Origin of the sequence: Mycobacterium sp. IS-1742, assembly GCF_001500125.1 — a bacterium.
In the GTDB taxonomy this organism is placed as follows: domain Bacteria; phylum Actinomycetota; class Actinomycetes; order Mycobacteriales; family Mycobacteriaceae; genus Mycobacterium.
Genome location: NZ_LQIV01000001.1, coordinates 243,571 through 270,149 on the forward strand (window position 1 = coordinate 243,571; position 26,579 = coordinate 270,149).

The 26,579-nt window shown below is 70.8% G+C and carries 20 protein-coding genes and 1 pseudogene; 13 read left to right on the plus strand and 8 right to left on the minus strand.

Annotated features, from left to right (window positions below):
• Positions 1-22: 22 nt before the first annotated feature.
• Complete coding sequence (gene ftsH, locus AU196_RS01280) at positions 23-2,356, minus strand: ATP-dependent zinc metalloprotease FtsH (RefSeq protein ID WP_059093262.1); 2,334 nt, start codon at positions 2,354-2,356, stop codon at positions 23-25.
• A 220-nt stretch (positions 2,357-2,576) separates the two neighbouring features.
• Here ftsH and AU196_RS01285 point away from each other — a divergent pair, with 220 nt between their 5' ends.
• The 4 genes from AU196_RS01285 to AU196_RS01300 are packed head-to-tail and all read left to right on the plus strand — an operon-like array spanning position 2,577 to position 6,451.
• Positions 2,577-3,506, plus strand: coding sequence for an alpha/beta fold hydrolase (locus tag AU196_RS01285; RefSeq protein WP_197415665.1), 930 nt, complete (start codon positions 2,577-2,579; stop codon positions 3,504-3,506).
• A complete protein-coding gene (locus tag AU196_RS01290) occupies positions 3,503-4,693 on the plus strand; it encodes an LLM class flavin-dependent oxidoreductase (protein ID WP_059093264.1) in 1,191 nt (396 codons plus the stop codon). Before AU196_RS01285 ends, AU196_RS01290 begins: the two co-directional genes overlap by 4 nt.
• Positions 4,693-5,709 (plus strand): zinc-binding dehydrogenase, encoded by a 1,017-nt coding sequence (locus AU196_RS01295; RefSeq protein WP_059093265.1) that lies wholly within the window; start codon positions 4,693-4,695, stop codon positions 5,707-5,709. Before AU196_RS01290 ends, AU196_RS01295 begins: the two co-directional genes overlap by 1 nt.
• Positions 5,710-5,725: 16 nt before the next feature.
• Positions 5,726-6,451 carry an SIMPL domain-containing protein gene (locus tag AU196_RS01300; RefSeq protein WP_059093266.1) on the plus strand — a complete coding sequence of 242 codons (726 nt, stop codon included), beginning with the start codon at positions 5,726-5,728 and terminating at the stop codon, positions 6,449-6,451.
• Between the two features lie 14 nt (positions 6,452-6,465).
• Here AU196_RS01300 and hpt read toward each other — a convergent pair whose 3' ends face one another.
• Genes hpt through dacB form a run of 4 tightly spaced genes read right to left on the minus strand, consistent with a single transcriptional unit; the run spans position 6,466 to position 10,466 of the window.
• A complete protein-coding gene (gene hpt, locus AU196_RS01305; protein WP_059093267.1) occupies positions 6,466-7,113 on the minus strand; it encodes a hypoxanthine phosphoribosyltransferase in 648 nt (215 codons plus the stop codon).
• On the minus strand, positions 7,097-8,059 hold the full coding sequence (gene tilS, locus AU196_RS01310; protein ID WP_059093268.1) for a tRNA lysidine(34) synthetase TilS: 963 nt from the start codon (positions 8,057-8,059) through the stop codon (positions 7,097-7,099). The genes hpt and tilS overlap by 17 nt, the downstream gene beginning before the upstream one ends.
• Complete coding sequence (locus AU196_RS01315) at positions 8,038-9,090, minus strand: Rv3626c family coenzyme F420 biosynthesis-associated protein (RefSeq protein WP_059093269.1); 1,053 nt, start codon at positions 9,088-9,090, stop codon at positions 8,038-8,040. Before AU196_RS01315 ends, tilS begins: the two co-directional genes overlap by 22 nt.
• Positions 9,078-10,466 carry a D-alanyl-D-alanine carboxypeptidase/D-alanyl-D-alanine endopeptidase gene (dacB, locus tag AU196_RS01320; protein WP_059093270.1) on the minus strand — a complete coding sequence of 463 codons (1,389 nt, stop codon included), beginning with the start codon at positions 10,464-10,466 and terminating at the stop codon, positions 9,078-9,080. The genes AU196_RS01315 and dacB overlap by 13 nt, the downstream gene beginning before the upstream one ends.
• A gap of 129 nt (positions 10,467-10,595) precedes the next feature.
• Between dacB and AU196_RS01325 the strand changes: the two genes are divergently transcribed.
• The 4 genes from AU196_RS01325 to AU196_RS01340 all read left to right on the plus strand — a co-directional run bounded on the left by AU196_RS01325 (position 10,596) and on the right by AU196_RS01340 (position 13,896).
• Positions 10,596-11,084 carry an inorganic diphosphatase gene (locus AU196_RS01325; protein ID WP_059093271.1) on the plus strand — a complete coding sequence of 163 codons (489 nt, stop codon included), beginning with the start codon at positions 10,596-10,598 and terminating at the stop codon, positions 11,082-11,084.
• Between the two features lie 74 nt (positions 11,085-11,158).
• Positions 11,159-11,680, plus strand: coding sequence for a 2-oxo-4-hydroxy-4-carboxy-5-ureidoimidazoline decarboxylase (locus AU196_RS01330; RefSeq protein WP_059093272.1), 522 nt, complete (start codon positions 11,159-11,161; stop codon positions 11,678-11,680).
• Between the two features lie 22 nt (positions 11,681-11,702).
• Positions 11,703-12,713 carry an allantoicase gene (gene alc, locus AU196_RS01335; RefSeq protein ID WP_059093273.1) on the plus strand — a complete coding sequence of 337 codons (1,011 nt, stop codon included), beginning with the start codon at positions 11,703-11,705 and terminating at the stop codon, positions 12,711-12,713.
• A gap of 1 nt (position 12,714) precedes the next feature.
• Complete coding sequence (locus AU196_RS01340) at positions 12,715-13,896, plus strand: metallophosphoesterase (RefSeq protein ID WP_059093274.1); 1,182 nt, start codon at positions 12,715-12,717, stop codon at positions 13,894-13,896.
• On the opposite strand, the pseudogene AU196_RS01345 reads toward AU196_RS01340, so the two are convergent.
• From AU196_RS01345 to AU196_RS01355, 3 genes and pseudogenes are all read right to left on the minus strand, one after another.
• A pseudogene (locus AU196_RS01345) lies at positions 13,868-15,474 on the minus strand (aldehyde dehydrogenase (NADP(+))). The gene AU196_RS01340 and the pseudogene AU196_RS01345 overlap by 29 nt on opposite strands.
• A 42-nt stretch (positions 15,475-15,516) precedes the next feature.
• Positions 15,517-15,927 (minus strand): hypothetical protein, encoded by a 411-nt coding sequence (locus AU196_RS01350; protein ID WP_059093275.1) that lies wholly within the window; start codon positions 15,925-15,927, stop codon positions 15,517-15,519.
• A gap of 36 nt (positions 15,928-15,963) precedes the next feature.
• Positions 15,964-16,992: a TerC family protein gene (locus AU196_RS01355; RefSeq protein WP_059093276.1), complete on the minus strand. Its 1,029-nt coding sequence runs from the start codon at positions 16,990-16,992 to the stop codon at positions 15,964-15,966.
• Positions 16,993-17,269: 277 nt separating this feature from the next.
• On the opposite strand from AU196_RS01355, the gene AU196_RS01360 reads away from it, so the two are divergent.
• From AU196_RS01360 to AU196_RS01380, 5 genes are read left to right on the plus strand one after another with little or no spacing between them, the layout of a single operon-like run.
• The gene (locus tag AU196_RS01360) at positions 17,270-21,217 is read left to right on the plus strand and encodes a Pls/PosA family non-ribosomal peptide synthetase (RefSeq protein ID WP_059093277.1); all 3,948 of its coding nucleotides are present in this window, start codon (positions 17,270-17,272) and stop codon (positions 21,215-21,217) included.
• Positions 21,214-22,542 (plus strand): M1 family metallopeptidase, encoded by a 1,329-nt coding sequence (locus AU196_RS01365; RefSeq protein ID WP_059093278.1) that lies wholly within the window; start codon positions 21,214-21,216, stop codon positions 22,540-22,542. The genes AU196_RS01360 and AU196_RS01365 overlap by 4 nt, the downstream gene beginning before the upstream one ends.
• Positions 22,539-23,795: a hypothetical protein gene (locus AU196_RS01370; RefSeq protein WP_059093279.1), complete on the plus strand. Its 1,257-nt coding sequence runs from the start codon at positions 22,539-22,541 to the stop codon at positions 23,793-23,795. The genes AU196_RS01365 and AU196_RS01370 overlap by 4 nt, the downstream gene beginning before the upstream one ends.
• A gap of 14 nt (positions 23,796-23,809) precedes the next feature.
• A complete protein-coding gene (gene galE / locus AU196_RS01375; protein WP_059093280.1) occupies positions 23,810-24,802 on the plus strand; it encodes a UDP-glucose 4-epimerase GalE in 993 nt (330 codons plus the stop codon).
• Positions 24,799-26,550, plus strand: a complete 1,752-nt coding sequence (locus tag AU196_RS01380; protein WP_059093406.1) for a hypothetical protein — start codon at positions 24,799-24,801, stop codon at positions 26,548-26,550. Before galE ends, AU196_RS01380 begins: the two co-directional genes overlap by 4 nt.
• The last annotated feature ends 29 nt before the right edge of the window (positions 26,551-26,579 follow it).

The window sequence follows — 26,579 nt, forward strand, 5'->3', positions numbered from 1 at the left end:
CGAGGCCTCCCTTGTGAAGTTGTCAGTGCTGCGCAGGTGGGTTCGGGCGGTCGCCGTCGCGGCCCCGCTCCTGCTGCGGATCGCGCGGCGGGTTGCCACCCTGCGGTCCGTGCCCGGATTGGGGGTGATGCTGCTGGTACGGCGGGTAGGCCTGCTGCTGCCGGGGCGGTTCACCCCAGCCCGGGTTCGGCGGTGGCGGCGGATACCAGTAGCCGCCCTGCTGGCCGGACTGCTGCTGCGGCGGCCAGCCGGGCGCATGCCAGCCGGCGGGGGCGCCGTAGTCGGGCTGCGTCACACCGTTGGGCGCGCCGTTCGGCGACCCGTTGGACCCGTTTGATCCGTTCGACCCGTTCGTCCGGGCGGCTTCTTCCGCGGCCTTGCTGGCCGCGGCGATCGCCGCCTTGAACGCGGGTTCGGGTTTGGGTTGCGGCCACTCCTCGCCGCGCTCGATGGCCAGCTCGCCGGGCGTCTTGATCGGCGGCTTGTCCGACGGGACGCGACCACCGAAGTCGTCGAACATCGTCAGGCGCGGACGCTTCTTGACGTCGCCGAAGATCGCCTCGAGTTCGACGCGGTGCAGGGTCTCCTTCTCGAGGAGCTCACCGGCCAGCGTGTCGAGGACGTCGCGGTACTCGGTGAGGATCTCCCACGCCTCGGTGTGGGCGGCCTCGATGAGCTTGCGGACCTCGTCGTCGATGATCTGCGCGACCTCGTGGCTGTAGTCCGACGACGTGCCCATGGTGCGGCCGAGGAACGGATCGCCGTGTTCGGTGCCGTACCGCACCGCGCCGAGCTTGCTGCTCATGCCGTACTCGGTGACCATCGCCCTGGCGATCTTGGTGGCCTGCTGGATGTCGGACACCGCGCCGGTGGTCGGCTCGCGGAACACCAGCTCCTCGGCGGCGCGCCCGCCCATGGCGAACACCAGCCGGGAGATCATCTCCGAGCGGGTCATCAGACCCTTGTCGTCCTCGGGAACGGCGACCGCGTGACCGCCGGTGCGGCCGCGCGCGAGGATCGTCACCTTGTAGATGGGCTCGATGTCGGGCATCGCCCAGGCGGCCAGGGTGTGGCCACCCTCGTGGTAGGCGGTGATCTTCTTCTCGTGCTCGCTGATGATGCGGCTCTTGCGGCGAGGTCCGCCCACGACGCGGTCGACGGCCTCCTCGAGCGCCAGACCCGTGATGACCGTGCCGTTCTCGCGTGCGGTGAGCAGCGCGGCCTCGTTGATGACGTTGGCGAGGTCGGCGCCGGACATGCCGACGGTGCGCTTCGCCAGCCCGTCGAGGTCTGCGTCGCCGGCCATCGGCTTACCCGCTGAATGCACCTTCAGCACCGCGCGCCGGCCGGCGAGATCGGGGCTGGTGACCGGGATCTGCCGGTCGAAGCGGCCCGGCCGCAGCAGCGCGGGGTCGAGGATGTCGGGGCGGTTCGTCGCGGCGATCAGGATGACGCCCTGGCGATCGCCGAAACCGTCCATCTCGACGAGCAGCTGGTTCAGCGTCTGTTCGCGTTCGTCGTGGCCGCCGCCGAGACCGGCGCCGCGCTGGCGGCCGACCGCGTCGATCTCGTCGACGAAGATGATGCAGGGGCTGTTCTGCTTGGCCTGCTCGAACAGGTCGCGCACGCGGGAGGCGCCGACACCGACGAACATCTCGACGAAATCCGAACCCGAGATCGTGAAGAACGGCACCCCGGCCTCGCCGGCGACGGCGCGCGCCAGCAGGGTCTTACCGGTCCCGGGCGGACCGTAGAGCAGCACGCCCTTGGGGATCTTGGCGCCCAGCGCCTGGTAGCGCGACGGGTTCTGGAGGAAGTCCTTGATCTCGTAGAGCTCTTCGACCGCCTCGTCCACGCCCGCGACGTCGGCGAAGGTGGTCTTGGGCATGTCCTTGGACAGCTGCTTGGCTTTGGACTTGCCGAAGCCGAAGCCCATGCGCCCGCCGGTCTGCATCCGCGAGAAGAAGACGAACAGCGCGACCAGCAGGAGCAGCGGGAGCATGTAGATGAGGAGCGACCCCAGCACGCTGCCCTGGTTGACCACCGTGTTGATCTTGGCGTTCTTGTCCTGCAGCGATTCGAACAGCGTCACCCCGTACCCGGTCGGGTACTTCGTGAGGATCTTGTCGCTGTCCTCCGTGTCGCCGTTGCCGCTCTTCAACTCCAGGCGGAGCTGCTGTTCGCGGTCGTCGATCTGGGCGCTCTTGACGTTGTCGCCGTTGATCTGGGCGATCGCCACCGAGGTGTCGACGGGTTTGTATCCGCGGGTGTCGTCACTGAAATAAAAGAACGACCAACCCAGCAACAACACGACCGCGATCACGATCAGCGTGCGGATCACATTTTTCCGGTTCATCTTCTCCTAGGCCCGCAAAAGCGCCTGCCGGGCCACGTCCTTCCGATACGTGCAGCTGGGATTAGTTCAGGCTACCGCTAGACCAACGTCGCGTTGTTCCCGACGGCTTGCCGGAGGGAACGATCGATGAAGTCCGACGGCTTGCCGGAGGCTTGCGGGAACTGGACACGGTCGTGACCAGACCCTTCCGATCGCGGCGGCGCTGTGCTTGGGTGAGACCGTGATCACATCGACCGAACGGTTAGTTGACACCAACGGCGTCCGCCTGCGCGTCGTCGAGGCCGGTGAGCGCGGAGCGCCCGTCGTCCTGCTCGCGCACGGCTTCCCGGAACTGGCGTACTCGTGGCGCCACCAGATCCCGGTGCTGGCCGAGGCCGGCTACCACGTCATCGCCCCGGACCAACGGGGCTACGGCGGCTCGACCCGCCCCGACGCGATCGACGACTACGACATCGTCGCGCTGACCGGCGACCTCGCGGGCCTCCTCGACGACGTCGGCGCGCAACGGGCGGCCGTGGTCGGCCACGACTGGGGCTCACCGGTCGTCACCAACTTCGCACTGCTGTACCCCGACCGGGTGGCGGGCATGGTGAACCTGAGTGTGCCGCCGGTCCCGCGCGCCTCGGATCCACCGACGCAGATCTGGCGCAAGACCTTCGGCGACCACTTCTTCTACATCCTCTACTTCCAGGAGCCCGGGGTGGCCGACGCGGACCTCGGCCGCGACCCGCGTCAGTCGCTGCAGCGGATGCTGGCACTCGAGGGGTTCAGCGCCCCGGCCCCCGACCTGGCCGACCACCCGCTGCCGCCGCTGCCGGAGTGGATGAGCCAGGAGGAGTTCGACCACTACGCCGACGTGTTCACCCGTACCGGCTTCACCGGCGGCCTGAACTGGTACCGCAACTTCGACCGCAACTGGGAACTGACCGAGTCCACCCCGGCCCCGACGGTCACGGTGCCGACGCTGTTCATCGCCGGCAGCGCCGACCCGGTGCTGAGCTTCACCCCGCGCCACCGGGTCACCGACCTGGTCACCGGCGAGTACCGCGAGGTGCTTCTCGACGGCGCCGGCCACTGGCTGCAGCAGGAACGCCCCGACGAGGTCAACGCCCTGCTGCTGGAACACCTGTCCGGATTGGAGCTGTCATGAGCCGCACACCGCTGAACTTCGGGGTGTTCATCACCCCGTTCCACCCGGTGGGCCAATCACCCACCGTCGCACTGGAATATGACCTCGAACGGGTGGTCCGCCTCGACCGCCTCGGCTACGACGAGGCGTGGTTCGGCGAACACCATTCGGGCGGTTACGAACTCATCGCCTGCCCGGAGGTCTTCATCGCCACGGCCGCCGAGCGGACCAGGCACATCCGCCTCGGCACCGGGGTGGTGTCGCTGCCTTACCACCATCCGCTCATGGTCGCCGACCGGTGGGTGCTGCTCGACCACCTCACCCGGGGCCGCGTGATGTTCGGCACCGGCCCGGGTGCGCTCCCGTCGGACGCCTACATGATGGGCCTGGACCCGGTCGAACAGCGCCGCATGATGCAGGAGTCGCTCGAGGCGATCCTCGCGCTGTTCCGCGCGGAACTCACCGAACGCATCACCCGTGAGACCGACTGGTTCACGCTGCGCGACGCCCAGTTGCACATCCGGCCCTACACGTGGCCGTATCCCGAGATCTCCACCGCCGCGATGATCTCGCCGTCCGGTCCGAGGCTGGCCGGGGCGCTCGGCACGTCGCTGCTGTCACTGTCGATGTCGGTGCCCGGCGGATTCGCCGCACTCGAGTCGACGTGGCAGGTCGTCGTCGACCAGGCGGCGAAATCCGGCCGGCCAGAACCCGACCGGGACAACTGGCGGGTCCTGTCGATCATGCACCTGGCCGACACCCGCGACCAGGCCATCGACGACTGCACCTACGGACTCGCGGACTTCGCCAACTACTTCGGCGCGGCCGGTTTCGTCCCGCTGTCCAACAGCGTCGACGGGGAACGCTCACCGCGCGAGTTCGTCACCGAGTACGCCGCACAGGGGAACTGCTGCATCGGCACCCCCGACGATGCCATCGCCTACATCGAGGATCTCCTGGAGAAGTCCGGCGGGTTCGGGACGCTGCTGCTGCTCGGCCACGACTGGGCCTCACCCGAGGCCACCTACCACTCCTACGATTTGTTCGCCCGAAAGGTGATGCCGCACTTCAAGGGTCAGCTCACCGCGCCCCGCGCTTCGCACGACTGGGCCAAGGGCATGCGGGACCAGTTGCTCGGCCGGGCCGGGGACGCGATCGTCAAGGCGATCACCGAACACACCGACGAGTTGAAGACGGATCAGCGGTAGTGCGTGCGTCGGTGCTGCGCGGCGGCGGGATGGTGCTGCGCGACGATGTGCCCGAACCCGTCCCCGGCACCGGGCAGGTGCTGGTCGCGGTGAAGGCCTGCGGCATCTGCGGATCCGATCTGCACTTCGCCGCGCACGGTGCGGACGCGTTGGCGGCCGGCGCGCAGATGGAGGGCATGCCCGATCTGGGTGAGCCGGTGGACCTGTCCGCCGACGTGTTCATGGGCCACGAGATCTCCGCCGAGGTGCTCGAATCCGGCCCGGACACCGACGCGCCGCCCCCCGGCACGGTCGTGACGTCGATCCCCGTGCTGCTCTCGGCGACCGGCGTGGCGCCGATCGTGTACTCCAACAATGTGATCGGCGGCTACGCCGAGCGCATGCTGCTGTCCGCGCCGCTGTTGCTGCCCGTGCCGAACGGCCTGGACCCCCGGCACGCCGCGCTGACCGAGCCGATGGCTGTGGGGCTGCACGCGGTGAACGCATCCGCGATCACCCCCGGTGAGTCCGCACTCGTCGTGGGGTGCGGGCCCATCGGTATGGCGATCATCGCCGCGCTGCGCCTGCGCGGCGTCGAACACGTTGTCGCCGCGGATTTTTCCGAGACGCGACGCCGGCTCGCGCAGACCATGGGCGCACACGAGACCGTCGACCCGGCGCAACGGTCCCCGTTCGAGGGCGCCGCGCCGGCCGTGGTGTTCGAGGCCGTCGGGGCCCCCGGGATTCTCAACGACGTCATGCGCCGCGCACCCGCCCGCACCCGGGTGGTGGTGGCCGGGGTGTGCATGGAACCCGACACGATCATGCCGTTCTACGGCGCGCCCAAGGAACTCACCATCCAGTTCGTGTTCGCCTACGACCCCGCCGAATTCGCGGAGACGTTGCGGGCCATCGCCGAAGGCGCGATCGACGTCGCCCCGCTGATCACCGCGGAGGTCGGCCTCGACGGGGTCGGCGACGCCTTCACGTCGCTGTCACGACCCGACGAGCAATGCAAGATCTTGGTGACCCCCTGACGGTAGGGTGCCTGGCATGCCGATCTCTGCGCGCGCGAAGACCCGGTTGCTCACCGTCGTCGCGGCGGGCGTGACAATGGCCGGCGTGGCGGGCTGTGACGCCACCTCCGGCCCGACGGCGAGCGGGTCCGCCGACACCCGGCAGGTCACCGTCGTCGGCTCCGGTGAGGTGCAGGGCGCCCCGGACACGCTGACCGCCGGCGTCGCGATGGAGGCGATCGCCGCCGACGTGACCGGGGCGATGAACCAGTCCGGCGAACGCCAGCAGGCGGTGATCGACGCACTCGTCGACGCGGGCATCCCCCGCGAGGACATCAACACCACCCAGGTCAGCCTGCAACCGCAGTTCGGCGCCGACGGCACCGACATCATCGGATACCGGGCGAGCAACGCGATCGACGTGAAGATCCGCGACCTCAGCTCGGCGTCCCAGGCGCTGGCGCTGATCGTCAGCACCGGCGGCGACGCCACCCGCATCAACTCGGTCAACTATTCGATCGAGGACGACTCCCAGTTGATCCGGGATGCCCGCGCCCGCGCGTTCGACGACGCCAAGAACCGCGCCGAGCAGTACGCCCAGCTGTCGGGCCTCGACCTCGGCGACGTCATCTCGATCGCCGAGTCCCCCGGGTCGACGCCACCCACCCCGATGCCGCGCGGCGAAGCGGCCATGGCGGTGCCGCTGGAACCGGGTATGCAGACCGTCGGGTTCAGCGTGACGGTGATCTGGGAGCTGGCCTGATCGGACACCACCGGTCAGTCGTGGGTGTAGACCTTCGGCTCGAGGGTGCCGATGTAGGGCAGGTCGCGGTAGCGCTCGGCGTAGTCGAGGCCGTACCCGACGACGAACTCGTTGGGGATGTCGAAGCCGACGTATTCGATGTCCACGTCGGCGCGGACGGCGTCGGGTTTGCGCAGCAGCGTGCACACCCGCAGCGACCGCGGCTGCCGGGTGGCCAGGTTGCGCAGCAGCCAGGACAGTGTCAGCCCCGAGTCGACGATGTCCTCGACGATCAGCACGTCGCGGTCGTTGATGTCGCGGTCGAGGTCCTTGAGGATGCGCACCACCCCCGATGACGACGTCGACGAACCGTAGGAGCTCACGGCCATGAACTCGAGCTGGGTCGGCAGCGGGATCGAGCGGGCCAGGTCGGTGACGAACATGACGGCGCCCTTGAGCACCGTGACCAGCAGCAGGTCCTGTCCGCTCTCCCCGACGGCCGCGCGGTAGGTCTCGGCGATCTGCGCGGCCAATTCGGCCGTGCGGGATTGGATCTGTTCCTCCGAAAGCAGCACTGACTTGATGTCGCCCTCGTACAGGTCAGGTGATTGCGCAGGCACGCCCACAGCGTGCCATGCCGTCGCGGCCGGAACCAACGCGGCTGTTCTACACCGGCTCCCGATGCAGGGTCAGCATCCCGTCGCGACGTGCGGCGATCAGGCGCTCACGCACCGCGGCGGACGGGACCGCGACCCCGCCCTGTCCGTGCCAGTCGCTCACCAGCGCGTCGACCCCCCGGATCTGGGTGTCGGTCAGCCCCCGGGCGCCCCCGGCGAGCAGCCAGCTGCGGATCACCCGGCGCCGGATGGCGGCGGGCAGCCCCACCAGCCGCGCGGTGTCGAGCCCCGCGCCCACGGTCGCCTCGGCCGACGCCGCCTCGGCCTGCGCGTCGAGGAGGTCGTTGTCCTCCTGCAGTGCGGCGGCGGTGCGGGCCAGCGCCGCGGCCACTCCCCCGTCGAGGACGTCCTCGAGCAGCGGAAGCACCTCGGCGCGCAACCGGCTGCGGGTGTACCGGGGGTCGGCGTTGTGCGGATCCACCCACGGCCGCAGCCCGAGTTCGGCGCACGCGGCGGCGGTCTCGGCGCGCCGCACCCCCAGCAGCGGGCGGTACCAGGGCGGGTCGCAGCTCCGCATACCCGCGATGGAACGCGGACCCGAGCCGCGCCCCAACCCCAGCAGCACGGTCTCCGCCTGGTCGTCGAGGGTGTGGGCGAGCAGCACCGGTGCGCCCCCGTGTGCGGCGCGCAGCGCGTCGTACCGGGCGGTGCGGGCGGCGGCTTCCGGCCCACCCGAGGTACCGACCTGAACACGCAGCACCCGCGCGTCGGTGCAGCCGAGCCGCAGCGCCGCCTCGCGGGCGGCCTCGGCGACGGCCGCCGAATCCGGTTGCAGCCCGTGGTCGACGATCAGCGCGACCGTGGGCAGGATGTCGGCGGCCACCGCGGTCAGCGCCAGCGAATCGGCTCCGCCGGACAGCGCCACGCACCAACGCTGCGTACCGGCCAGGTGACGACGGGCGAACCGGGCCAGCTCGGCGCGCAACGCGGCTACAGCACGCGGTCGATCCATCGCTGCGGCTCGTCGACTTCTGTTGGCAGCGGCAGTGTTTCGGGCCCGGACCAGATGGTGTTGAACCGCTCCATCCCGACCTCGGCCACGACGTGGTCGACGAACGCCTTGCCGCGCGTGTACTGGCTGATCTTGGCGTCGACGCCGAGCAGCGCGCGCAGGATGCGCTGCACGGGAGGCTGTTTGCGCTCGCGCCGCTGGTTGAAACGGGCGCGGATGGTGGCGACCGAGGGCACGACGGCCGGGCCCACGGCGTCCATCACGTGGTCGGCGTGTCCTTCGAGCAGGGTGCCCAGCACCAGCAGCTGGTCGAGTGCGCGCCGTTGCGGTTCGGCCTGCACGGCGCGCATCAGGCCCAGCACCCCGGTCGAGTTCGGATCGGTGTGGGCGCGCCGGTTGCGCACGTACTCGGCCAGCCGCGCGGCCACCTCGGTGACGTCTTCGCCGGCATCCTTGGTCAGCACCGCGAGCGCCGACGACATGTGGTCGGCCAGCCACGGGTTGGCGCGGAACTGGACGCGGTGGGTGACCTCGTGCAGGCAGACCCACAGCCGGAAGTCGGCCGGCGAGACCCGCAGCTGGCGTTCCACGGCGATCACGTTCGGCCACACCAGCAGCAGTTCACCGCCGCCGTCCGCGAAGGGGTCGTACTGGCCGAGGATCCCCGACGCGACGAACGCCAGCACCGCTCCCGTCTGGGCGCCGGTGACGCGCCCGGTCAGGAAGCTGCTCGGCCGGTCCGTGCCGCCCGTCATCGTCCGCATCGACTGCGACGCGGCCTGGATCCATCCGGGGCGGTCGACGATGCGCGCCTCGGTGACGGCGTTGCCCTCGTTGAGCCCGGTCACCTCGCGCACGGGAAGTTCGGCCTCGCGCGACGCCGCGGCGAGCTGCTCGATGGCCTGGCGGCGGGTGTAGTCGGTGGCGGGCGGGCCGGGCCGGGCGAGCCGGGCGCCGACGGTGGCGGCGAACCGCCAGTCCACCGTTCGCCCCACCGTGAGGTCACCGGACGAGGCGTTCACGAGCCGCATCCGCAGGCGCGCAGGGTGGCCGCCAGGGCGTCGAGCGCCGTGCGCCCGGTGGGGCCGGCGTTGTTCGACATCAGCGCGAACGTCAGCACTCGGCCGCGGGCGTCGGTGACGATGCCGGCCAGCGAGTTCGTCCCGGTCAGCGATCCGGTCTTGGCGCGCAGCCAGCCGGCGGCCTGGCGGCCCGCGGCGGTGTCGAGGTAGCGGTTTGACAGCGTGCCGCTGCCCCCGGCGATGGGCAGCAGGTCCACCAGCGGCCGCAGCTCGGGGTGGTCGTCGCCGGCGGCCGCCGTGACCACCTCGTCGAGGGTCCGGGCGGTCAGCCGGTCGTCGACCGACAGGCCGCTGGAGTCGAACAGCCGGGCGTCCGTGGTGTCGACGCCGACCTTACGAAGCTCCGAGAGCACCGCGTTGGCGGCCTCGTCGAAACTCTGCGGCCGGCCCAGTTGGGCGGCCACCTCGCGGCCGATCGCCTCGGCCATGACGTTGTCGGACAGGTTCATCATCACGCGCAGCCGTTCCATCAGCGGCGGCGACTGCACAGCGCCGATCTGCTTGCCGCCGCGGTACGGGCCCCGCAGCACCGTCACCGAGGCGGGGTCGATCCGCAGCGCGGTGGCCAGCGCGCGCCCGGCGTCGACGGCCGGGGTCGGTGAACGCCGCGACTCCTCGCTGACCGGTTGAGTGCGGCCGCCGTCGAGCATGACCGGCACCATCGGCGCGATGTCACCGCCGGGGATGTCCAGCGGATCCCAGCCGAATGCCATCTCCGGACCCGCGTATGCACTCGTGTCGACGGCCACCGCGGTCGGTTCGATCCCGCTGCGCCGGACCTGATCGGCGAGGTCGCTGATCCGCGCGGCGTCCTTGTACCAGCTGTCGGTGCCGCGGGGGGCCGCCGACAGTGTCGGATCGCCGCCACCCTTGAGCACCACCAGACCGGGATCGCGTTTCTGGTCACCGGCCACCACCGTCGTGGTCAGGCGGGCCTCCCGGTCCAGCGTCAGCAGCGCCGCGGCGGCGGTGAGCGTCTTGTTCGTCGAGGCCGGCTGCATCGGCACGTCGGCGCGCTTCTCCCACAGCCGCTCGCCGGTCATCGCGTCCGTGACGCGGCCGGCCAGGTCACCGAGGTTCGGATCGGCCAGGGCGGGTGCGAGCGCCGCGGCGAGACCGGCGTTCGTCGGGACGGGCGCGGATTCGGCGACCGGCACGACCGCCGGGTTCGCGGTGGCGGGCGCCGGCAGCGGCCTGGCGGCCTGGGCATCCGAATCGCGGCCGGTGGTGAGCACCGCGGCGACCGCGACGAGGACCGCGACCAGCACCACCACCGCCAGCCCGACCAGCACGTGGGTCGATCGCCGCCACCGGGTGGGCCGCATAACTCTCCTGCTGTCGAATGAGGTGACCGAACCACCCCGCCAACAGCAGCGTATCGCTCGTTTACTGTGGACCCGCGTCGTCGTCACCCGACGACCCCGGTGCGTACACAGACGAAGGAGCCGACAGCGGTGGAGTTCGAGGTCGTCATCGAGATCCCCAAGGGATCACGCAACAAGTACGAGGTCGACCACGAGACCGGCCGGCTCAAGCTGGACCGCTACCTCTACACGTCGATGGCCTACCCGACCGACTACGGCTTCATCGAGGATTCCCTCGGCGAGGACGGCGACCCGCTCGACGCGCTGGTCCTGCTGCCCGAATCGGTGTTCCCCGGTTGCATCGTCGACGCCCGTCCGGTGGCGATGTTCCAGATGACCGACGAGGCCGGCGGCGACGACAAGGTGCTGTGCGTGCCCGCGGGCGACAAGCGCTGGGATCACATCAAGGACCTCGCGGACGTCCCGGAACAGGTGCTCGAGGAGATCAAGCACTTCTTCGTCCACTACAAGGACCTGGAGCCGAACAAGTACGTCAAGGCCGCCGACTGGACCGGCCGCGAGGCGGCCGAGGCCGAGGTGCAGCGCTCCTTCGAGCGGTTCAAGACCGAGGCCCACTAGCCCCGGGGACAGAAATTATCGCGCCCGTAACACGGCGTAACCCGGTCGTGGCTTGACGCTCCGATCATGGGGCCATGCTGATGCACCAGGGCATTGGCCTCGGGGCCTACAACGCCATGCCGATCCGTCGGGCCGTCCACGCGGTCTACGAGTGCTGCTACAGCGTGCCCCTGGCTGCCGACCTGGCCCGCGGCCGGCCGTACGACAGCCACGACGCGCTGTTCCGGGAGGCCGACGCGCTGCTGTTCGGCCTGTGCGAGGACGCGATCGACTCCATCCTGCAGGCCCATCCCGACATCGGCCGCCGCCCCGGCAGCGAGAAGTCCGCGGCCGAACAGTGCGCGGTGTTCGACGAGCGGCCCGAGGTGATGGAGCAGTTGAGCGCCGCCTCGCGGCGCTACCACGACCACTTCGGGTTCGGGTTCGTCATGTGCGTCAACGGCTACGGCGCGCAGGACGTGCTGGCCACGATGACCGACCGCCTGCTCAACGACCGCGAGACCGAGCGCAAGGTGGTCCGCAACGAACTCGCCCGGATCAACCGGAGCAGGTTGGAGCGGATGCTCGGCCCCGAAGGCGGCTACCACAACTGGTGAGCTCCTCACCTACGCTGCGCGAGTGAGCACCGCGCAGTCACATTTCCTCTCTCTCCCCGATCTGGCCTCCCGCGCGGCCGGCGGCGCGGTGGTGTGGGCCAACGACGAACTGTTCGCCGAGAAGGAGAACCTGATCATCCCGGCGCCGGCCGAGCACCGGCCGGCGACCTTCGGCCACAAGGGGCAGGTGTACGACGGGTGGGAGACGCGGCGCAGCCGCGGCGCCGATCGGGAATCCTGCGATTCGGCGATCGTGCGGCTCGGTGTGCCCGGCGTCGTGCGTGGCGTCGTCGTCGACACCGCCTGGTTCACCGGCAACTACCCGCCCGAGGTGTCCATCGAGGCCACCTACGTTCCCGGCCATCCGTCCACCGCGGAACTGGTCGGGCGTCACTGGACCACGATCGTCGAGCGCAGCCCCGTCGACGGGGACACCCGCAACCCGTTCGAGGTGACCTCCGGGCGGCGCTGGTCCCATGTGAGGCTGTCGATCCACCCCGACGGCGGCGTCGCCCGGTTGCGGGTGCACGGCGAAGGCCTGCTCGACCCGCAGTTCGCCGAGCTGCCGCTCGACCTGGCCGCGTTGGAGAACGGCGGGCGGATCACGGGCTGCTCCAACATGTTCTACAGCTCCCCGAACAATCTGCTGCTGCCGGGCACGGCGCGCACCATGGGCGACGGATGGGAGACGTCGCGGCGCCGCGACGCCGGGAACGACTGGGTGCAGGTGCAGTTGGCGGGGCAGGGCGTGGCGAGCTTCGCCGAACTCGACACGTCCTACTTCCTCGGCAACGCGCCGGGTTCCGCGCGGTTGCGGGGCCGCGACGCCGACGGTGAATGGTTCGACCTGCTGGACGAGGTGGTGCTGCAACCCGATACGCGGCACCGGTTCCTCATCGAGTCCGGGCGGCCGGTGACCGAAGCGCGGCTCGACGTCTTCCCCGACGGCGGCATGGCGCGGCTGCGGTTGTTCGGGCGGCTCACCGACGACGGACTCAATGCCGTGGCCGAGCGATGGAGCCTGTCCGGCTGACATGTTCATCGTCATCCTCGCCGCGATCCTCGCGCTGATCCATCTGTACCTGTGGAAGCGGCTCGTCAAGGACACCACCCGGCCGGGGCGCGCCCGCCGGATCCTCACCGCCGCCCTGCTCGGGCTCCTCACCCTGTTGTTCGCGGCGCTGATCCTGCCCAGGGTGGCCGGGGTGCGGGAGTCGGCGTGGTTCGCCTGGCCGGGATATCTCTGGTTCGGACTGGCCGCCTACCTGCTGTTGACACTGCTCGTGCTGGAACCGGTCCGACTGGCCCTGCGAGGTTGGGTGCGACGGCCCACCCACGAACCCGAACCCGAACCCGCGCAACCGGATCCGCCGTCCTCGGAAGTGAACCGGCGCCTGTTCCTCGCCCGCGCCGGCGCGGCGGCGGCCGGCGCCGCGTCGGTCGGGCTGGTCGGCTTCGGCGCCGCCACCGCGATCGGGCCGCCGAACGTGCTGGACGTCCCGGTCCGGCTGCGCCGGCTCGACCCCGCGTTCGCGGGATTCCGCATCGCGGTGGTGTCGGACATCCACCTCGGACCGCTGGCCGGACGCGCGCACACCGAGCGCATCGTGCGGATGATCAACGAGGCCGGACCCGACCTGGTCGCGATCGTGGGCGACCTGGTCGACGGCACCGTCGCGGAGCTCGGCGCGGCGGCGGAACCGTTGCGCGACCTGGCGTCTCGGGAAGGCACCTTCTTCGTGACGGGCAATCACGAGTACTTCGTCGACGACACGGCGTCCTGGTTGCGGGAGCTCGAGCGGTTCGGTGTGCAGCCGCTGCGCAACGAGAACACCGCCATCCGGCGTGGCGGTGCGGCGTTCGACCTGGCCGGGGTCAACGACCTCGCCGGCGAGTCCGCGAACGAGCCGCCGGATCTGGATCGTGCCCTGGCCGGCCTCGGCGCGGCCCGGCCGACGGTGCTGCTGGCGCACCAACCCGTTCTGGTGTCCGAGGCGGCGGCGCGCGGGGTGGACCTGCAGCTGTCCGGGCACACCCACGGCGGCCAGATGTGGCCGTTCCACTACGCGGTCAGCGCCGTGCAACCGGCGCTCGCCGGACTGTCCACGGTCGACGACACCCAGCTGTATGTGACTCGGGGCGCGGGGTTCTGGGGTCCGCCGGTGCGCATCGGCGCACCGCCGGACATCACCGTGCTGTCGTTGAGTCCCGGGTGAGTTCCCCGTCGACCCGGCGCCACAGCCCGTCCGGGTTGCCGTCCGCGATCGGGCTGGGCAGCAACGCCTTCGGCGCGTTCTGATAGCAGACGGGGCGCAGGAACCGTTCGATCGCCCGGGATCCGACCGATGTGGTTCGCGAATCGGAGGTGGCGGGGAACGGTCCGCCGTGCACCATCGCGTGGGTGACCTCGACGCCGGTCGGCCAGCCGTTGAACAGGATCCGGCCGGCCCTGAGTTCGAGCAGCGGCAGCAGTTCGGCGGCCCGATCGTGATCCGACTCGTCCGCGTGCAGGGTGGCGGTGAGCTGTCCCTCGACGCCTGCGGCGACCGTCTTCATCTGCTCGAAGTCGGCGCAGCGCACGATCAGGCCGGCGGCGCCGAACACCTCCGCCTGTTGTGACGGCGATCCGAGCAGGCTGACCGCGTCGGTGCCGAACAACGCCGCCCGGCACGACACCGCCGCGGGGCCGTCGGCCGATCCGCGGGCGATCAGCGTCGCCTCACCTGCCAGCGCCTCGACTCCGGCGCGGTAGTGCGCCGCGATGCCCGGCGTCAACATCGCCGTCGCCGCTGTTTCGGCGAGGGCCTCGCGCGCGGCCTCGACGAACGTGTCCAGGCCGGGTCCGTCCACCGCCACGACCAGGCCCGGATTGGTGCAGAACTGTCCCGAGCCCAGGGTGAGCGATCCGACGAACCCCCGCCCGAGGTCGGCTCCGTGACCGTTCAGCGCGCCGTCGAGCAGGAACACCGGGTTGACCGCGCTCATCTCGGCGAAGACCGGTATCGGCTCCCTCCTGCGTGCCGCGGCGTCGATCAGGGCCAGCCCGCCTGCGCGTGAACCGGTGAATCCGCCCGCCTTGATCCGCGGGTCGGTGACCACCGCGATGGCGGCTTCCTGCGTGAGGTTGAGCAGTGCGAACGTACCGGCGGGCAACCGGCCGCGGCGACCGCGTCGGCGATCACCCGGCCGACCAACTCGGAAGTGCCCGGGTGCGCGTCGTGCGCCTTGACGACCACCGGGCATCCCGCGGCCAGCGCGGACGCGGTGTCGCCGCCGGCGACCGAGAAGGCCAGCGGGAAGTTGCTCGCCCCGAAGACCGCGACCGGCCCCAGCGGTATCGCGCGCTGGCGCAGGTCGGGGCGGGGCAGCGGGGTGCGATCCGGTTGGGCGGTGTCGATCCGCACACCGTTCCAGCTGCCGTCGCGCAACACGGCGGCGAAGAGCCGCAGCTGTCCGCAGGTGCGGCCCAGCTCACCGATCAGCCGCGCGTGCGGGAGCCCCGATTCGGCGTGCGCGCGGGCGACGACGTCGTCGGTGATCGCGACGAGGCCGTCGGCGATCGCCTCGAGGAACCCGGCTCGCAGGTCGGCGGGTGTGCTGCGGTACGGCCCGAACGCCCCGGCGGCCGCCGCGCACGCGGCGTCGACGTGCGAGGCGTCCCCGTAGCGGTACCCGGGTTCCAGGTCGGTGCCGACGGTCGGGTCGAATCCGCGGATCTCGGCGCCCGCACCGCGCACAGCCGCCCCGGCGATGAGCATCCGTCCGGTCGGTTCGGTCTTCGGCGCCGCTGTCATGCCTGCACGCTAAGCCGCCGGTTCCGCGGCTGTCCAAGCGCGCTAGGAGGCCTGTGGTTGACCCCGCATCGCCAGTCGGGCCAGCACATCGCGGCCCAGCGCCCGCACGTCCTGCGGCGGGCCGGCGGCGAGCAGGGTGACGCCGTCGGCGACGTCGGCCATCTCGATGTCGGCGATCAGGCCGGCGAGCCCGTCGAGCGTGCCGGCGTACCGCACGGTGCGGTCGTCGCCGGTGTCCGAGCGGAACGCCGAGCGCGCCGAGCGGAAGTCGGCGCCCACCGCGACCGTCACATCGAGGATCACCGCAACGTCGTCCGCCCCGGCCCGGATCCGGGCGCGGGCCCGGCGGGCCTGCTGCAGGTCGGGGGCGCTCACCCGGACTGCATCCCGGTCGCCGTCGGTCAGCTCGTCCCACTCACCACGATCCGTCACGAAGAGCCGCACGGACGTCACGCTAGGCGGCCGCCCACAGCGGGTCGACGGTTGGGATCAGTGGGAGTCGAAGGACTTCTTGCCGTCGTCCTCGATCTCGTCGCGCACCTCGCTGATCTCGTCGGTGCTCTTACCCCGGGTCTTCATCAGGCTCAGGACCGTCGTGATGACCAGGGTGACGACGATGACGCCCAGGCTGAGCAGGGTCGGGATCTCCGGCACCGGCACGTGCTCACCGCCGTTGATGAACGGCAGTTCGTTCTCGTGCAGGGCGTGCAGGAACAGCTTCACGCCGATGAACAGCAGGATGAAGGCCAGGCCCTGCGACAGGTACACCAGCCGTTTGAGCAGGCCGCCGAGCAGGAAGAACAGCTGCCGCAGACCCATCAGGGCGAACACGTTGGCGGTGAACACCAGATACGGTTCCTGCGTCAGACCGAAGATCGCCGGGATCGAGTCCAGCGCGAAGATCAGGTCGGTGGTCCCCAGCGCCACGATCACCAGGAACATCGGCGTCATCAGCCGCTTGCCGTCCTGTTTGATCCACAGCTTCAGACCGTCCCACTTGTCGGTGAGCGTCAGGTGGTTGCGGGCGAACTTGACCACGGCGTTGTCGCCGTCGTCCTCGTGGTCGGTGTCGCGGGCGAGGTTCCACGCGGTGTACACCAGGAACAGGCCGAAGATGTAGAACACCCAGGAGAACTGGTTGATCGCCACCGCGCCGAGCGCGATGAAGATGCCGCGGAAGATCAGGGCCAGGATGATGCCCACCATCAGCGCTTCCTGCTGGTACTTCTTGGGCACGTTGAAGCTGGCCATGATGATGATGAAGATGAACAGGTTGTCGACCGACAGGCTGTACTCGGTCAGCCAGCCGGCGAAGAACTCCAGCCCGTAGTCCCCGCCGTGGAACACCCACACCCAGACCCCGAACGCGACGGCCAGCGACACGTAGACGGACAGCGCGATCGCGCATTCCTTCATCGAGGGCTCGTGCGGGCGCCGGGCGATGGCCACCACGTCGAACAGCAGCACCGCCACCGTGACGGCGATGGTGATGCCCCACTCCAGGGCGGAAACGTTCACTCGATATACCTCCGGTCGTCGAACACGCCGGAGGTCTCTTCCGCCGACGCTCGACGCGTCGGCCCGCAGCACCGGTCGACCGATGATGGACGACGTAGTGACGACACCGCGGCGAAGGAATACTCCCCTCCGGAGGCGATTGTGCCCGGCCGACGCCGGACAGGCCAATCGGGGTCCGATAAAGCTGTTCTGCGCGGGGGTACCCGCCTTGATCCAATTGTCACCACACACCGCTCGCGCCGTGGGGTCCGTCGGGCGGGCAGCTGAGTACTTTGAGGTGGTGACAGCAGCGGTTCCCGGCGCCGGCCTCCCCCATCAGTACCTCCAGTCCACGTTCGCCGCCGCGCCACGCACCCTCGTCGACATCCTGCACGAGACGGCCGCCCGTCATCCCGACGCTCCGGCCATCGACGACGGCACGGTCCAGCTGACCTACGCGGAGCTGATCGCCGACATCGAGGACAGCGTCGAGTGGCTGGCCGCCCGCGGCATCGGGCGGGGTGACCGCATCGGCATCCGGATGCCGTCGGGCTCCTACGCGCTGTACGTCGCGATCCTGTCCACCCTCGCCGCGGGCGCCGCCTACGTCCCCGTCGACGCCGACGATCCCGACGAGCGCGCGCACCTGGTCTTCAGCGAGGCCAACGTCGTCGCCGTGATCACCGAACGGGGGCTGGTCCGCGGGCCCGGGTCGTCACGCGGGTGGCGCGCGGTCGCCCCGCTGAGCCGCGACGACGCGTGGATCATCTTCACGTCGGGCTCCACCGGCGTGCCGAAGGGCGTGGCCGTCACCCACCGCAGCGCCGCCGCCTTCGTCGACGCCGAGGCGAAGATGTTCCTCACCGACAACCCGCTGGGCCCGGGCGACCGGGTGCTCGCCGGGCTGTCGGTGGCGTTCGACGCGTCGTGCGAGGAGATGTGGCTGGCGTGGCGGCACGGCGCCTGCCTGGTGCCCGCCCCGCGGTCGCTGGTGCGCAGCGGGATGGATCTGGGCCCGTGGCTGGTGTCCCGCGACATCACGGTCGTCTCGACGGTGCCGACACTGGCCGCGCTGTGGCCGGCCGAAGCCCTCGAGGCGGTGCGCCTGCTGATCTTCGGCGGTGAGGCCTGCCCGCCCGAGCTGGCCGAACGGCTCGCGGTCGACGGGCGCGAGGTGTGGAACACCTACGGGCCCACCGAGGCGACGGTGGTGGCGTGCGCCGCGCGCCTGGACGGACGCAGCCCGGTGAGCATCGGGCTGCCGCTTCCGGGCTGGGATCTGGCGGTCGTCGACAAGAACGGTGTGCCCGTCGCCGACGGCGAAGTCGGCGAACTCGTCATCGGCGGCGTGGGGCTGGCCCGCTACCTCGACCCGGACAAGGACGCCGAGAAATACGCGCCGATGCCGACGCTGGGCTGGGACCGCGCCTACCGCAGCGGCGATCTGGTGCGTCTGCAGCCCGAGGGCCTCTACTTCCTCGGCCGCGCCGACGACCAGGTCAAGGTGGGCGGCAGGCGCATCGAACTCGGCGAGGTGGACTCGGCGCTGGTGCATCTGCCCGGGGTGAGCGGCGGCGCCGCCGCGGTGCGCCGAACCGCCAGCGGGACACCCCTGCTCGTCGGGTATGTGGCGAGTGCGGATCCGTCGTTCGACCTCGCCGGGGCCCGCGCCGCACTGGCCGAGGCGCTGCCCGCGGCCCTGGTCCCGCGGCTCGTCCTGGTCGACGAACTGCCCACCCGGACGTCGGGGAAGGTCGACCGCGACGCGCTGCCGTGGCCGGTGGCCGGCGCCGACGACGAGGCCCCCGCGATGAGCGGCACGATGGGCTGGCTCGCGGACCTGTGGCGCGACGTGCTGGCCGCCCCGGTCGACGGTCCCGAGGCGGACTTCTTCGCCTGCGGCGGCGGCAGCCTGTCCGCGGCGCAGTTGGTGGTGGCGCTGCGGCGGCGCTACCCGATGGTGACGGTCGCCGACCTCTACGACCACCCCCGCCTCGGATCGCTGGCCGGATACCTCGACGAACTGGACCCGCCCCCGCAGGTGGTGACGCGCGACGTCGCCCCGACACCGCGGCTGACCCAGGCCGCGCAGGTGACGCTGACGCTGCCGCTGGCCACGCTGACCGCCCTGCAGTGGGTGGTGTGGCTGGCGCTGCTCAACAACGTCGCCGCCGAACTCTCGCTGGTGTCGTGGGCGGCGCCGCTGAACTGGTGGGTGGTGTTGGCCGGTTTCGTGCTGTTCGTCTCCCCCGTCGGCCGGATGGGTATCGCCGTGCTGTTCGCGCGCATGCTGCTCGGCACCCTGCAGCCGGGGACCTACCGCCGCGGCGGCGCGGTCCACCTGCGGGTGTGGCTGGCCGAACGGCTCGCCGCGGCCAGCGGCGCCGAGAACCTCGCCGGCGCACCGTGGATGGTGTATTACGCCCGCGCCCTGGGCAATTCGGTCGGCAAGGAAGTCGACCTGCACTCCGCACCGCCGGTGACCGGCATGCTCAAGATCGGGCACCGCTCCTCGGTCGAACCCGAGGTCGACCTGTCGGGGCACTGGATCGACGGCGACCAGTTCCACGTCGGGCACATCACCATCGGCAACGACGCCACCATCGGCGCGCGCAGCACGCTGCTGCCCGGTGCGGTGGTCGGCAAGAACGCCGACGTGGCCGCCGGGTCGGCGGTGGTGGGCAAGGTGAAGAACGGTCAGTACTGGACGGGTTCGCCGGCCGCGAAGTCCGGGAAGGCGCGGCACCCGTGGCCGGGCCACCGCCCACCGCGCGCGCCGCTGTGGGTCGCGGTGTACGGGGTGACGTCGCTGCTGCTGGCCGGGCTGCCGCTGCTCGCGCTCGCGGCCGGGCTGGCCGTGATCGGCTGGGGCGTCGCCGACACCGCGTCGGTGGCCGACGCGATCCTCCCGGCGCTGCTGTGGACGCCGGTCGCCACGGTGGTCGCGGTGGTCCTGTACGCCGTGTTCACGGTGGCCGGCGTGCGGCTGCTGGCGCTCGGCCTGCGCGAGGGCTACCACCCGGTGCGCAGCCGGATCGGCTGGCAGCTGTGGGCCACCGAACGCCTCCTCGACGCCGCCCGCACGTATCTGTTCCCCCTGTACGCCAGCCTGCTGACCCCCTGGTGGCTGCGGGTGCTGGGCGCGCAGGTGGGCGACGGCACCGAGATCTCGACGGCGCTGTTCACCCCGAAGTTCACCGTCGTGGAGGACGGCGCCTTCCTCGCCGACGACACCATGGTCGCGTCCTACGAACTGGGCGGCGGCTGGATCCACGTCGCGAAGGCCACCGTGGGCAGGCGCGCCTTCCTCGGCAATTCAGGTATCACCCAGCCCGGCCGCAAGGTCCCCGACGACGGTCTGGTGGCGGTGCTGTCGGCCACCCCGCGCAAGGCGAAGGCCGGGTCGTCGTGGCTGGGCAGCCCGCCGGTCCGGTTGCGCCGCAAGCCCACCGCCGCCGACGCGCTGCGCACCTTCCATCCCACCCCGCGGCTCAAGGCGATGCGCGGCGCCGTCGAGATGTGCCGGCTCGTCCCGGTCATCGTGACGTTCGCGATCGGGGTCGGGGTGCTGATGTCGTTGCAGGCGTTGATCGTTCACCTCGGCTACCTGTGGGCGGCGTTGCTCGGCGGGGTGGTCCTGCTGGTCGCGGGCGCGGTGGCCGGATCCGTCGCGGTGCTGGCCAAGCGGGTGGTGATCGGCCGGATCGAGGCGATCGAACACCCCCTGTGGTCGTCGTTCGTCTGGCGCAACGAGGTGTCCGACACGTTCGTCGAGACGGTCGCCGCGCCGTGGTTCGCCCGGGCCGCCAGCGGCACACCGGTGATGAACGTCTGGCTGCGCGGCCTCGGCGCGACCATCGGCCGCGGCGTCTGGTGCGAGACCTACTGGCTGCCGGAGGCCGATCTGGTCACCCTGGGCGAGGGCGCCACCGTCAACCGCGGATGTGTGGTGCAGACCCATCTGTTCCACGACCGCATCATGCGGATGGACACCGTCGTCCTCGAGGACGGGGCCACGCTCGGACCGCACTGCGTGGCCCTGCCCGCGGCCCGCGTGGGCGCCGGGGCGACGGTCGGGCCGGGCTCGCTGGTGATGCGCGGTGACGAGGTGCCTGCCTCGACACGCTGGCAGGGCAATCCGATCAAACCGTGGAACCCGTTGCGCAAGAAGCGCGGCGAGGCCTCCACAAAGAACGAGGCCAAGAAGAAGAAGCCGGCCCGCGACCCCGAGGGCTCCGCCGCGTGACGCGTTCGAAGAAGGCGAAGAACACCCCCGCCGTCATCGACCCCTACCTACCCGAGACCGGGAACTTCGGGTACCGGGTGTCACGGTACGAACTCGACCTGGAGTACAAGGTCGCGATCAACCGGCTGTCCGGTTCGGCGACGATCACCGCCGTCACCCTCGCCGCACTGCGCACCTTCACCCTCGACCTCGCCGACACCCTGCGGGTGACGAAGGTGGCGGTCAACGGCCGCCGGCCGGCCCGGTTCTCCTGCGGGCACGACAAATTGCGGGTCGAGTTGTCCTCGGCGTTGCCGGCCGGCGCGGCACTGGTCGTCGAGGTTCGGTACGGCGGCACCCCTCAACCGGTCGAAACCCTTTGGGGTGACGTCGGATTCGAGGAGTTGACCAATGGCGCGCTGGTCGCCGGACAACCCAACGGCGCGTCCACGTGGTTTCCGTGCGACGACCACCCGAGCTCCAAGGCCAGCTACCGCATCCAGGTCAGCACCGACAGCCCGTACCGCGCGATCGCCAACGGCGAGTTGGTGTCCCGCCGCGCCAGGGCAGGCCACACCGTGTGGACCTACGAACAGGCCGAACCGACGTCGACATACCTGATCACCCTGCAGATCGGCATGTACGACCTGCACAAGCTGGCGAAGTCGCCGGTGATCATGCAGGCCGCCCTGCCGGCCCGGTTGCGCCGCAACTTCGACCACGACTTCGGCCGTCAACCGCAGATGATGAAGCTGTTCGAGAAACTGTTCGGGCCGTATCCGCTGGCGAGCGGTTACACGGTGGTGGTGACCGACGACGACCTCGAGATCCCGCTCGAAGCCCAGGGCATCTCGATCTTCGGGGCCAACCACTGCAACGGCACGCGCAGGGCCGAGCGGTTGATCGCCCACGAACTGGCCCACCAATGGTTCGGCAACTCCGTCACCGTGCGGCGCTGGCGCGACATCTGGCTGCACGAAGGGTTCGCGTGCTACGCGGAGTGGCTGTGGTCGGAGCACTCGGGCGGCCGCAGCGCCGACGACTGGGCGCACCACTATCACGCGCGGTTGGCCGAACTACCGCAGGACCTGCTGCTGTCGGACCCAGGCCCGAAGGACATGTTCGACGACCGGGTGTACAAGCGCGGTGCGCTGACCCTGCACGTCCTGCGCACGCGCATCGGCGACGAGAAGTTCTTCGACCTGCTGCGGGACTGGACGGCGCGGCACCGGCACAGCACCGCGTTCACCGACGACTTCACCGGCCTGGCGGCCAATTACGCCGACGAGTCCCTTCGCCCGCTGTGGGACGGGTGGCTCTACGCTGAGGATCTGCCGAAGCTGTGACCGACGCGGCGCCGTCGACCGGCCCGGTCACGCGGAGCAGCGTGGCCCGGGTCGGTGTCGCGACGGCGGTGACCGCGCTGTGCGGCTACGCGGTCCTGTATCTCGCGGCGCGTGACCTCGAACCCGACGGCTTCTCGGTGTTCGGGGTGTTCTGGGGGGCGTTCGGCCTGGCCAGCGGCGCGGCGTTCGGACTGCTGCAGGAGGCGACGCGGGAGGTCCGCGACGCCAGGGTCGACAGTCCGGCCGGCGGCCCGCACACCCGTCCCGTGCGGGTAGGCGCGGTGGTCGGTGTCGTCGCGGCCGCCCTCATCGTGGTGACGGCGCCGCTGTGGGCGGGCCGCGTGTTCGTGGAGGCGCGGTGGCTGTCGGTGGCGCTGCTCGGCGCGGGGCTGGCCGGCTTCTGCGTGCACGCGACACTGCTCGGCATGCTGGCGGGTGTCAACCGCTGGAGCCAATACGGAGCGCTGATGGTGGCCGACGCCGTGATCCGCGTCCTGGTGGCCGTCGCGACGTTCGCGATCGGATGGGGTCTCGGTGGTTACCTGTGGGCGACCGTCGGCGGCGCGGTCGCCTGGCTGCTGCTGCTCGTCTGCTCCCCCGCCACGCGGGCCGCCGCGCGCCTGCGGACGCCGGGCAGCACGGCGCAGTTCCTGCGCGGGGCCGCCCACTCGATCGCCGCGGCCGGCGCCAGCGCGGTGCTGGTGATGGGGTTCCCGGTCCTGCTCAAGGCGACGTCGGACGACCTCGGGGCGGCAGGCGGCGTGGTCATCCTGGCCGTGACGCTCACCCGGGCGCCGCTGCTGGTGCCGCTGACCGCGATGCAGGGCAACCTGATCGCCCACTTCGTCGACCAGCGCACCGCACGGCTGCGCGCGTTGATCGGTCCGGCGGCGGTGGTGTCGGGCCTCGGCGCGGTCGGTGTGGTCGCCGCCGGCCTGCTGGGGCCCTGGCTGCTGCGCGCCGGGTTCGGCGAACAGTACCGGGCCGACGGCGCGCTGCTGGCGTGGCTGACCGCGGCCGCCGTGGCGATCGCCCTGCTGACGCTGACCGGCGCGGCGACGGTGGCCGCGGCCATGCACCGCACGTACGCACTCGGCTGGGTGAGCGCCACCGTGGCGGCGGTGCTGTTGCTGCTGATGCCGCTGGACCTGGAGACCAGGACGGTGGTCGCGTTGCTGTGCGGACCGCTGGTGGGCATCGCCGTGCACCTGGCCGGGCTCGCCACTGCGCCGGGATATCCTGGCCGGGTTTGACGTAGGAGGCGGACATGACCTGGCTGGTGACGGGCGGGGCCGGTTACATCGGCTCGCACGTCGTGCACGCGCTGCTCGACGCCGGGACACCGGTGGTGGTCATCGACGACCTGTCGTCGGGGTTCGAGAAGTTCGTGCCGACCGGGGTCCCGTTCGTGCGGGGCACTCTGCTCGACGAACCGCTGGTCCTCGACACCCTGCGCCGTCACCGCGTCACCGGGGTGATCCACGTCGCCGGCTACAAGTACGCCGGGGTGTCGGTGTCGCGGCCGTTGCACACCTATGAGCAGAACGTGTCCGCGATGGTGACGCTGCTGCGGGCGATGGACGACGCCGGCGTCGACAAGGTCGTGTTCTCGTCGAGTGCGGCGACGTTCGGCACCCCCGACGTCGACATCGTCGACGAGCAGACCGCCACGCGGCCGGAATCGCCTTACGGCGAGACGAAGTTGATCGGCGAATGGCTGCTGCGAGACGTCGCACGCGCGACCGGCCTGCGGCACACCAGCCTGCGGTACTTCAACGTGGTGGGGTCGGGGTCGGAGACGCTGTACGACGCCAGTCCGCACAACCTGTTCCCGTTGGTGTTCGAGATGCTGCACGACGGACGCGTCCCCCGCATCAACGGTGCCGACTACCCCACCCCCGACGGCACGTGTGTCCGCGACTACATCCACGTCACCGACCTGGCGCTGGCCCACGTGGCCGCGGCGCGGCGGCTGGCCGACGGTCAGCCGGTGGAGCCGGTGTACAACCTGGGCAGCGGCGACGGCACGTCCGTGCGCGAGATCATGACCGCGATCAGGGAGGTCACCGGCATCGACTTCGAGCCGGAGATCATGCCGCGGCGTCCCGGCGACCCGGCGCGCATCGTCGCGGCCGGTGACCTCGCCCGGCGAGACCTGGACTGGCAGATGCGGCATTCGGTGCGCGACATGGTCGCGTCGGCGTGGCGGGCCAGCCTGGTGGCGCGGGCGGCGGCTCCGGGTGCGGAGTGGGCCGGCTGAACCGGGTCGCCGCAGCCGCGATCTCGCTCGTCGCGGTGCAGCTGGCCGTTCGCGCGGTGCTGGCGTTCGGCGGCTATTTCTATTGGGACGACCTGATCCTCGTCGGCCGGGCCGGCACGCAGGACCTGCTGTCACCGACGTTTCTGTTCGACGATCACGACGGGCATGTGATGCCCGCGGCGTTCCTCGTGTCCGGGGTGATCACCAGGGCGGCGCCCTGGTCGTGGGCGCTGCCCGCGGTCAGCCTGGTGGTGCTGCAGCTGCTGGCGTCGCTGGCCCTGTTGCGCGCGCTGCACGTCATTCTCGGGTGGCGTCCGGTGTTGTTGGTGCCGTTGACGTTTGCGTTGTTCACGCCGCTGGCGGTGCCCGGGTTCGCCTGGTGGGCAGCGGGGTTGAACTCGCTGCCGATGTTGGCGGCGCTGACGTGGGTGTGCGCGGACGCGGTCCTGCTGGTGCGCACCGGACGGCGGCGATACGCGGTGACGGCGCTCGCCGTGTACGTCGGCGGACTGCTGTTCTTCGAGAAGGCGGCGGTGATCCCGTTCGTCGCCTTCGCGGTGGTCGCGCTGCTGGGCCATGTGACCGGGTCCTCGACTGTGGTCGCGGTGTGGCAGCGCGGGATCCGGTTGTGGGTCGGCGCGCTGGCGGTCACCGCGGCCTGGGTTGGGGTGTACCTGCTCGTCGTCGACCAGAAGCGGTGGAGCTTCGACCTGGGGATGACGTGGGACCTGCTGTCGCGGTCCGTCACTCACGGGATCGTGCCCGGACTGGTCGGCGGGCCGTGGGATTGGCAGCGGTGGGCGCCGGCGTCGCCGTGGGCGACGCCCCCGGTCGCGGTGATGGTGCTGGGATGGGTGGCGTTGGCCGCCGGGGTCGCAGTGTCCGTCGCGCGCAAGCGGCGGATCGGACCGGTGTGGGCGGTCGCGGTCGGGTACGCGGTCGCCTGCCAGGTGCCGATCTACCTCATGCGGTCGTCGCGGTTCACCGCGCTGGAGCTGGCGCAGACGCTGCGGTACCTGCCGGATCTGGTGGTGGTGCTGGCGCTGCTGATGGCGGTCGCGTTCTGCGCCCCCAACCGCGAGGGGATGCAGTGGCTGGACCCGTCGCGCCGTCGTTCGGTGGCGGTGGCCGGTCTGGCCGCCGCGTTCGTGGCGAGCAGCCTGTACTCGACGGTGACGTTCCACCGGATCTGGCGGGACAGCCCCGTGCCGGCGTACGTGGCCAATGCGCGGGCGGGTCTGGCGGAGGTCGACGAACCGATGCTCGACCAGGAGGTCGATCCGTTGATCCTGCAGCGGGTAGCGGGCCCGGAGAACCTGCTGAGCCACATGTTCGCGCTGGTCGATGACCGCCCGGACATCGGGTCGAGTACGACCGAGCTGAGGATTGTGGACCGGAGCGGGCAGGTGGTCGACGCGCTCGTGACGTGGGTGCGGGCCATCGTTCCCGGGCCGGAGCCCGACTGCGGCTACCTGGTGCAGCCCGACTTCCCGGTGCGCATGCCACTCGACGGGCCGCTGCTGCCTGCGGACTGGACCGCGGAGATCAACTACCTGGCGAACAGCGACGGGTCACTGCTGATGGCGCTGTCGGAGGGCCCGCAGGTGAAGGTGCCGGTGCGGCCGGGCCTGAACCGGGTGTTCGTGCGGCTGCCGGGCGCCGGTGGCGCAATCGATGTCAGCGCGACGACCGCGGCGCTGTCGGTGTGCATATCGCCCGGTCCGGTCGGATTTGTGGCACCGAGGTAGTCCCGGGTACGGGATACTGGGCAAATGAT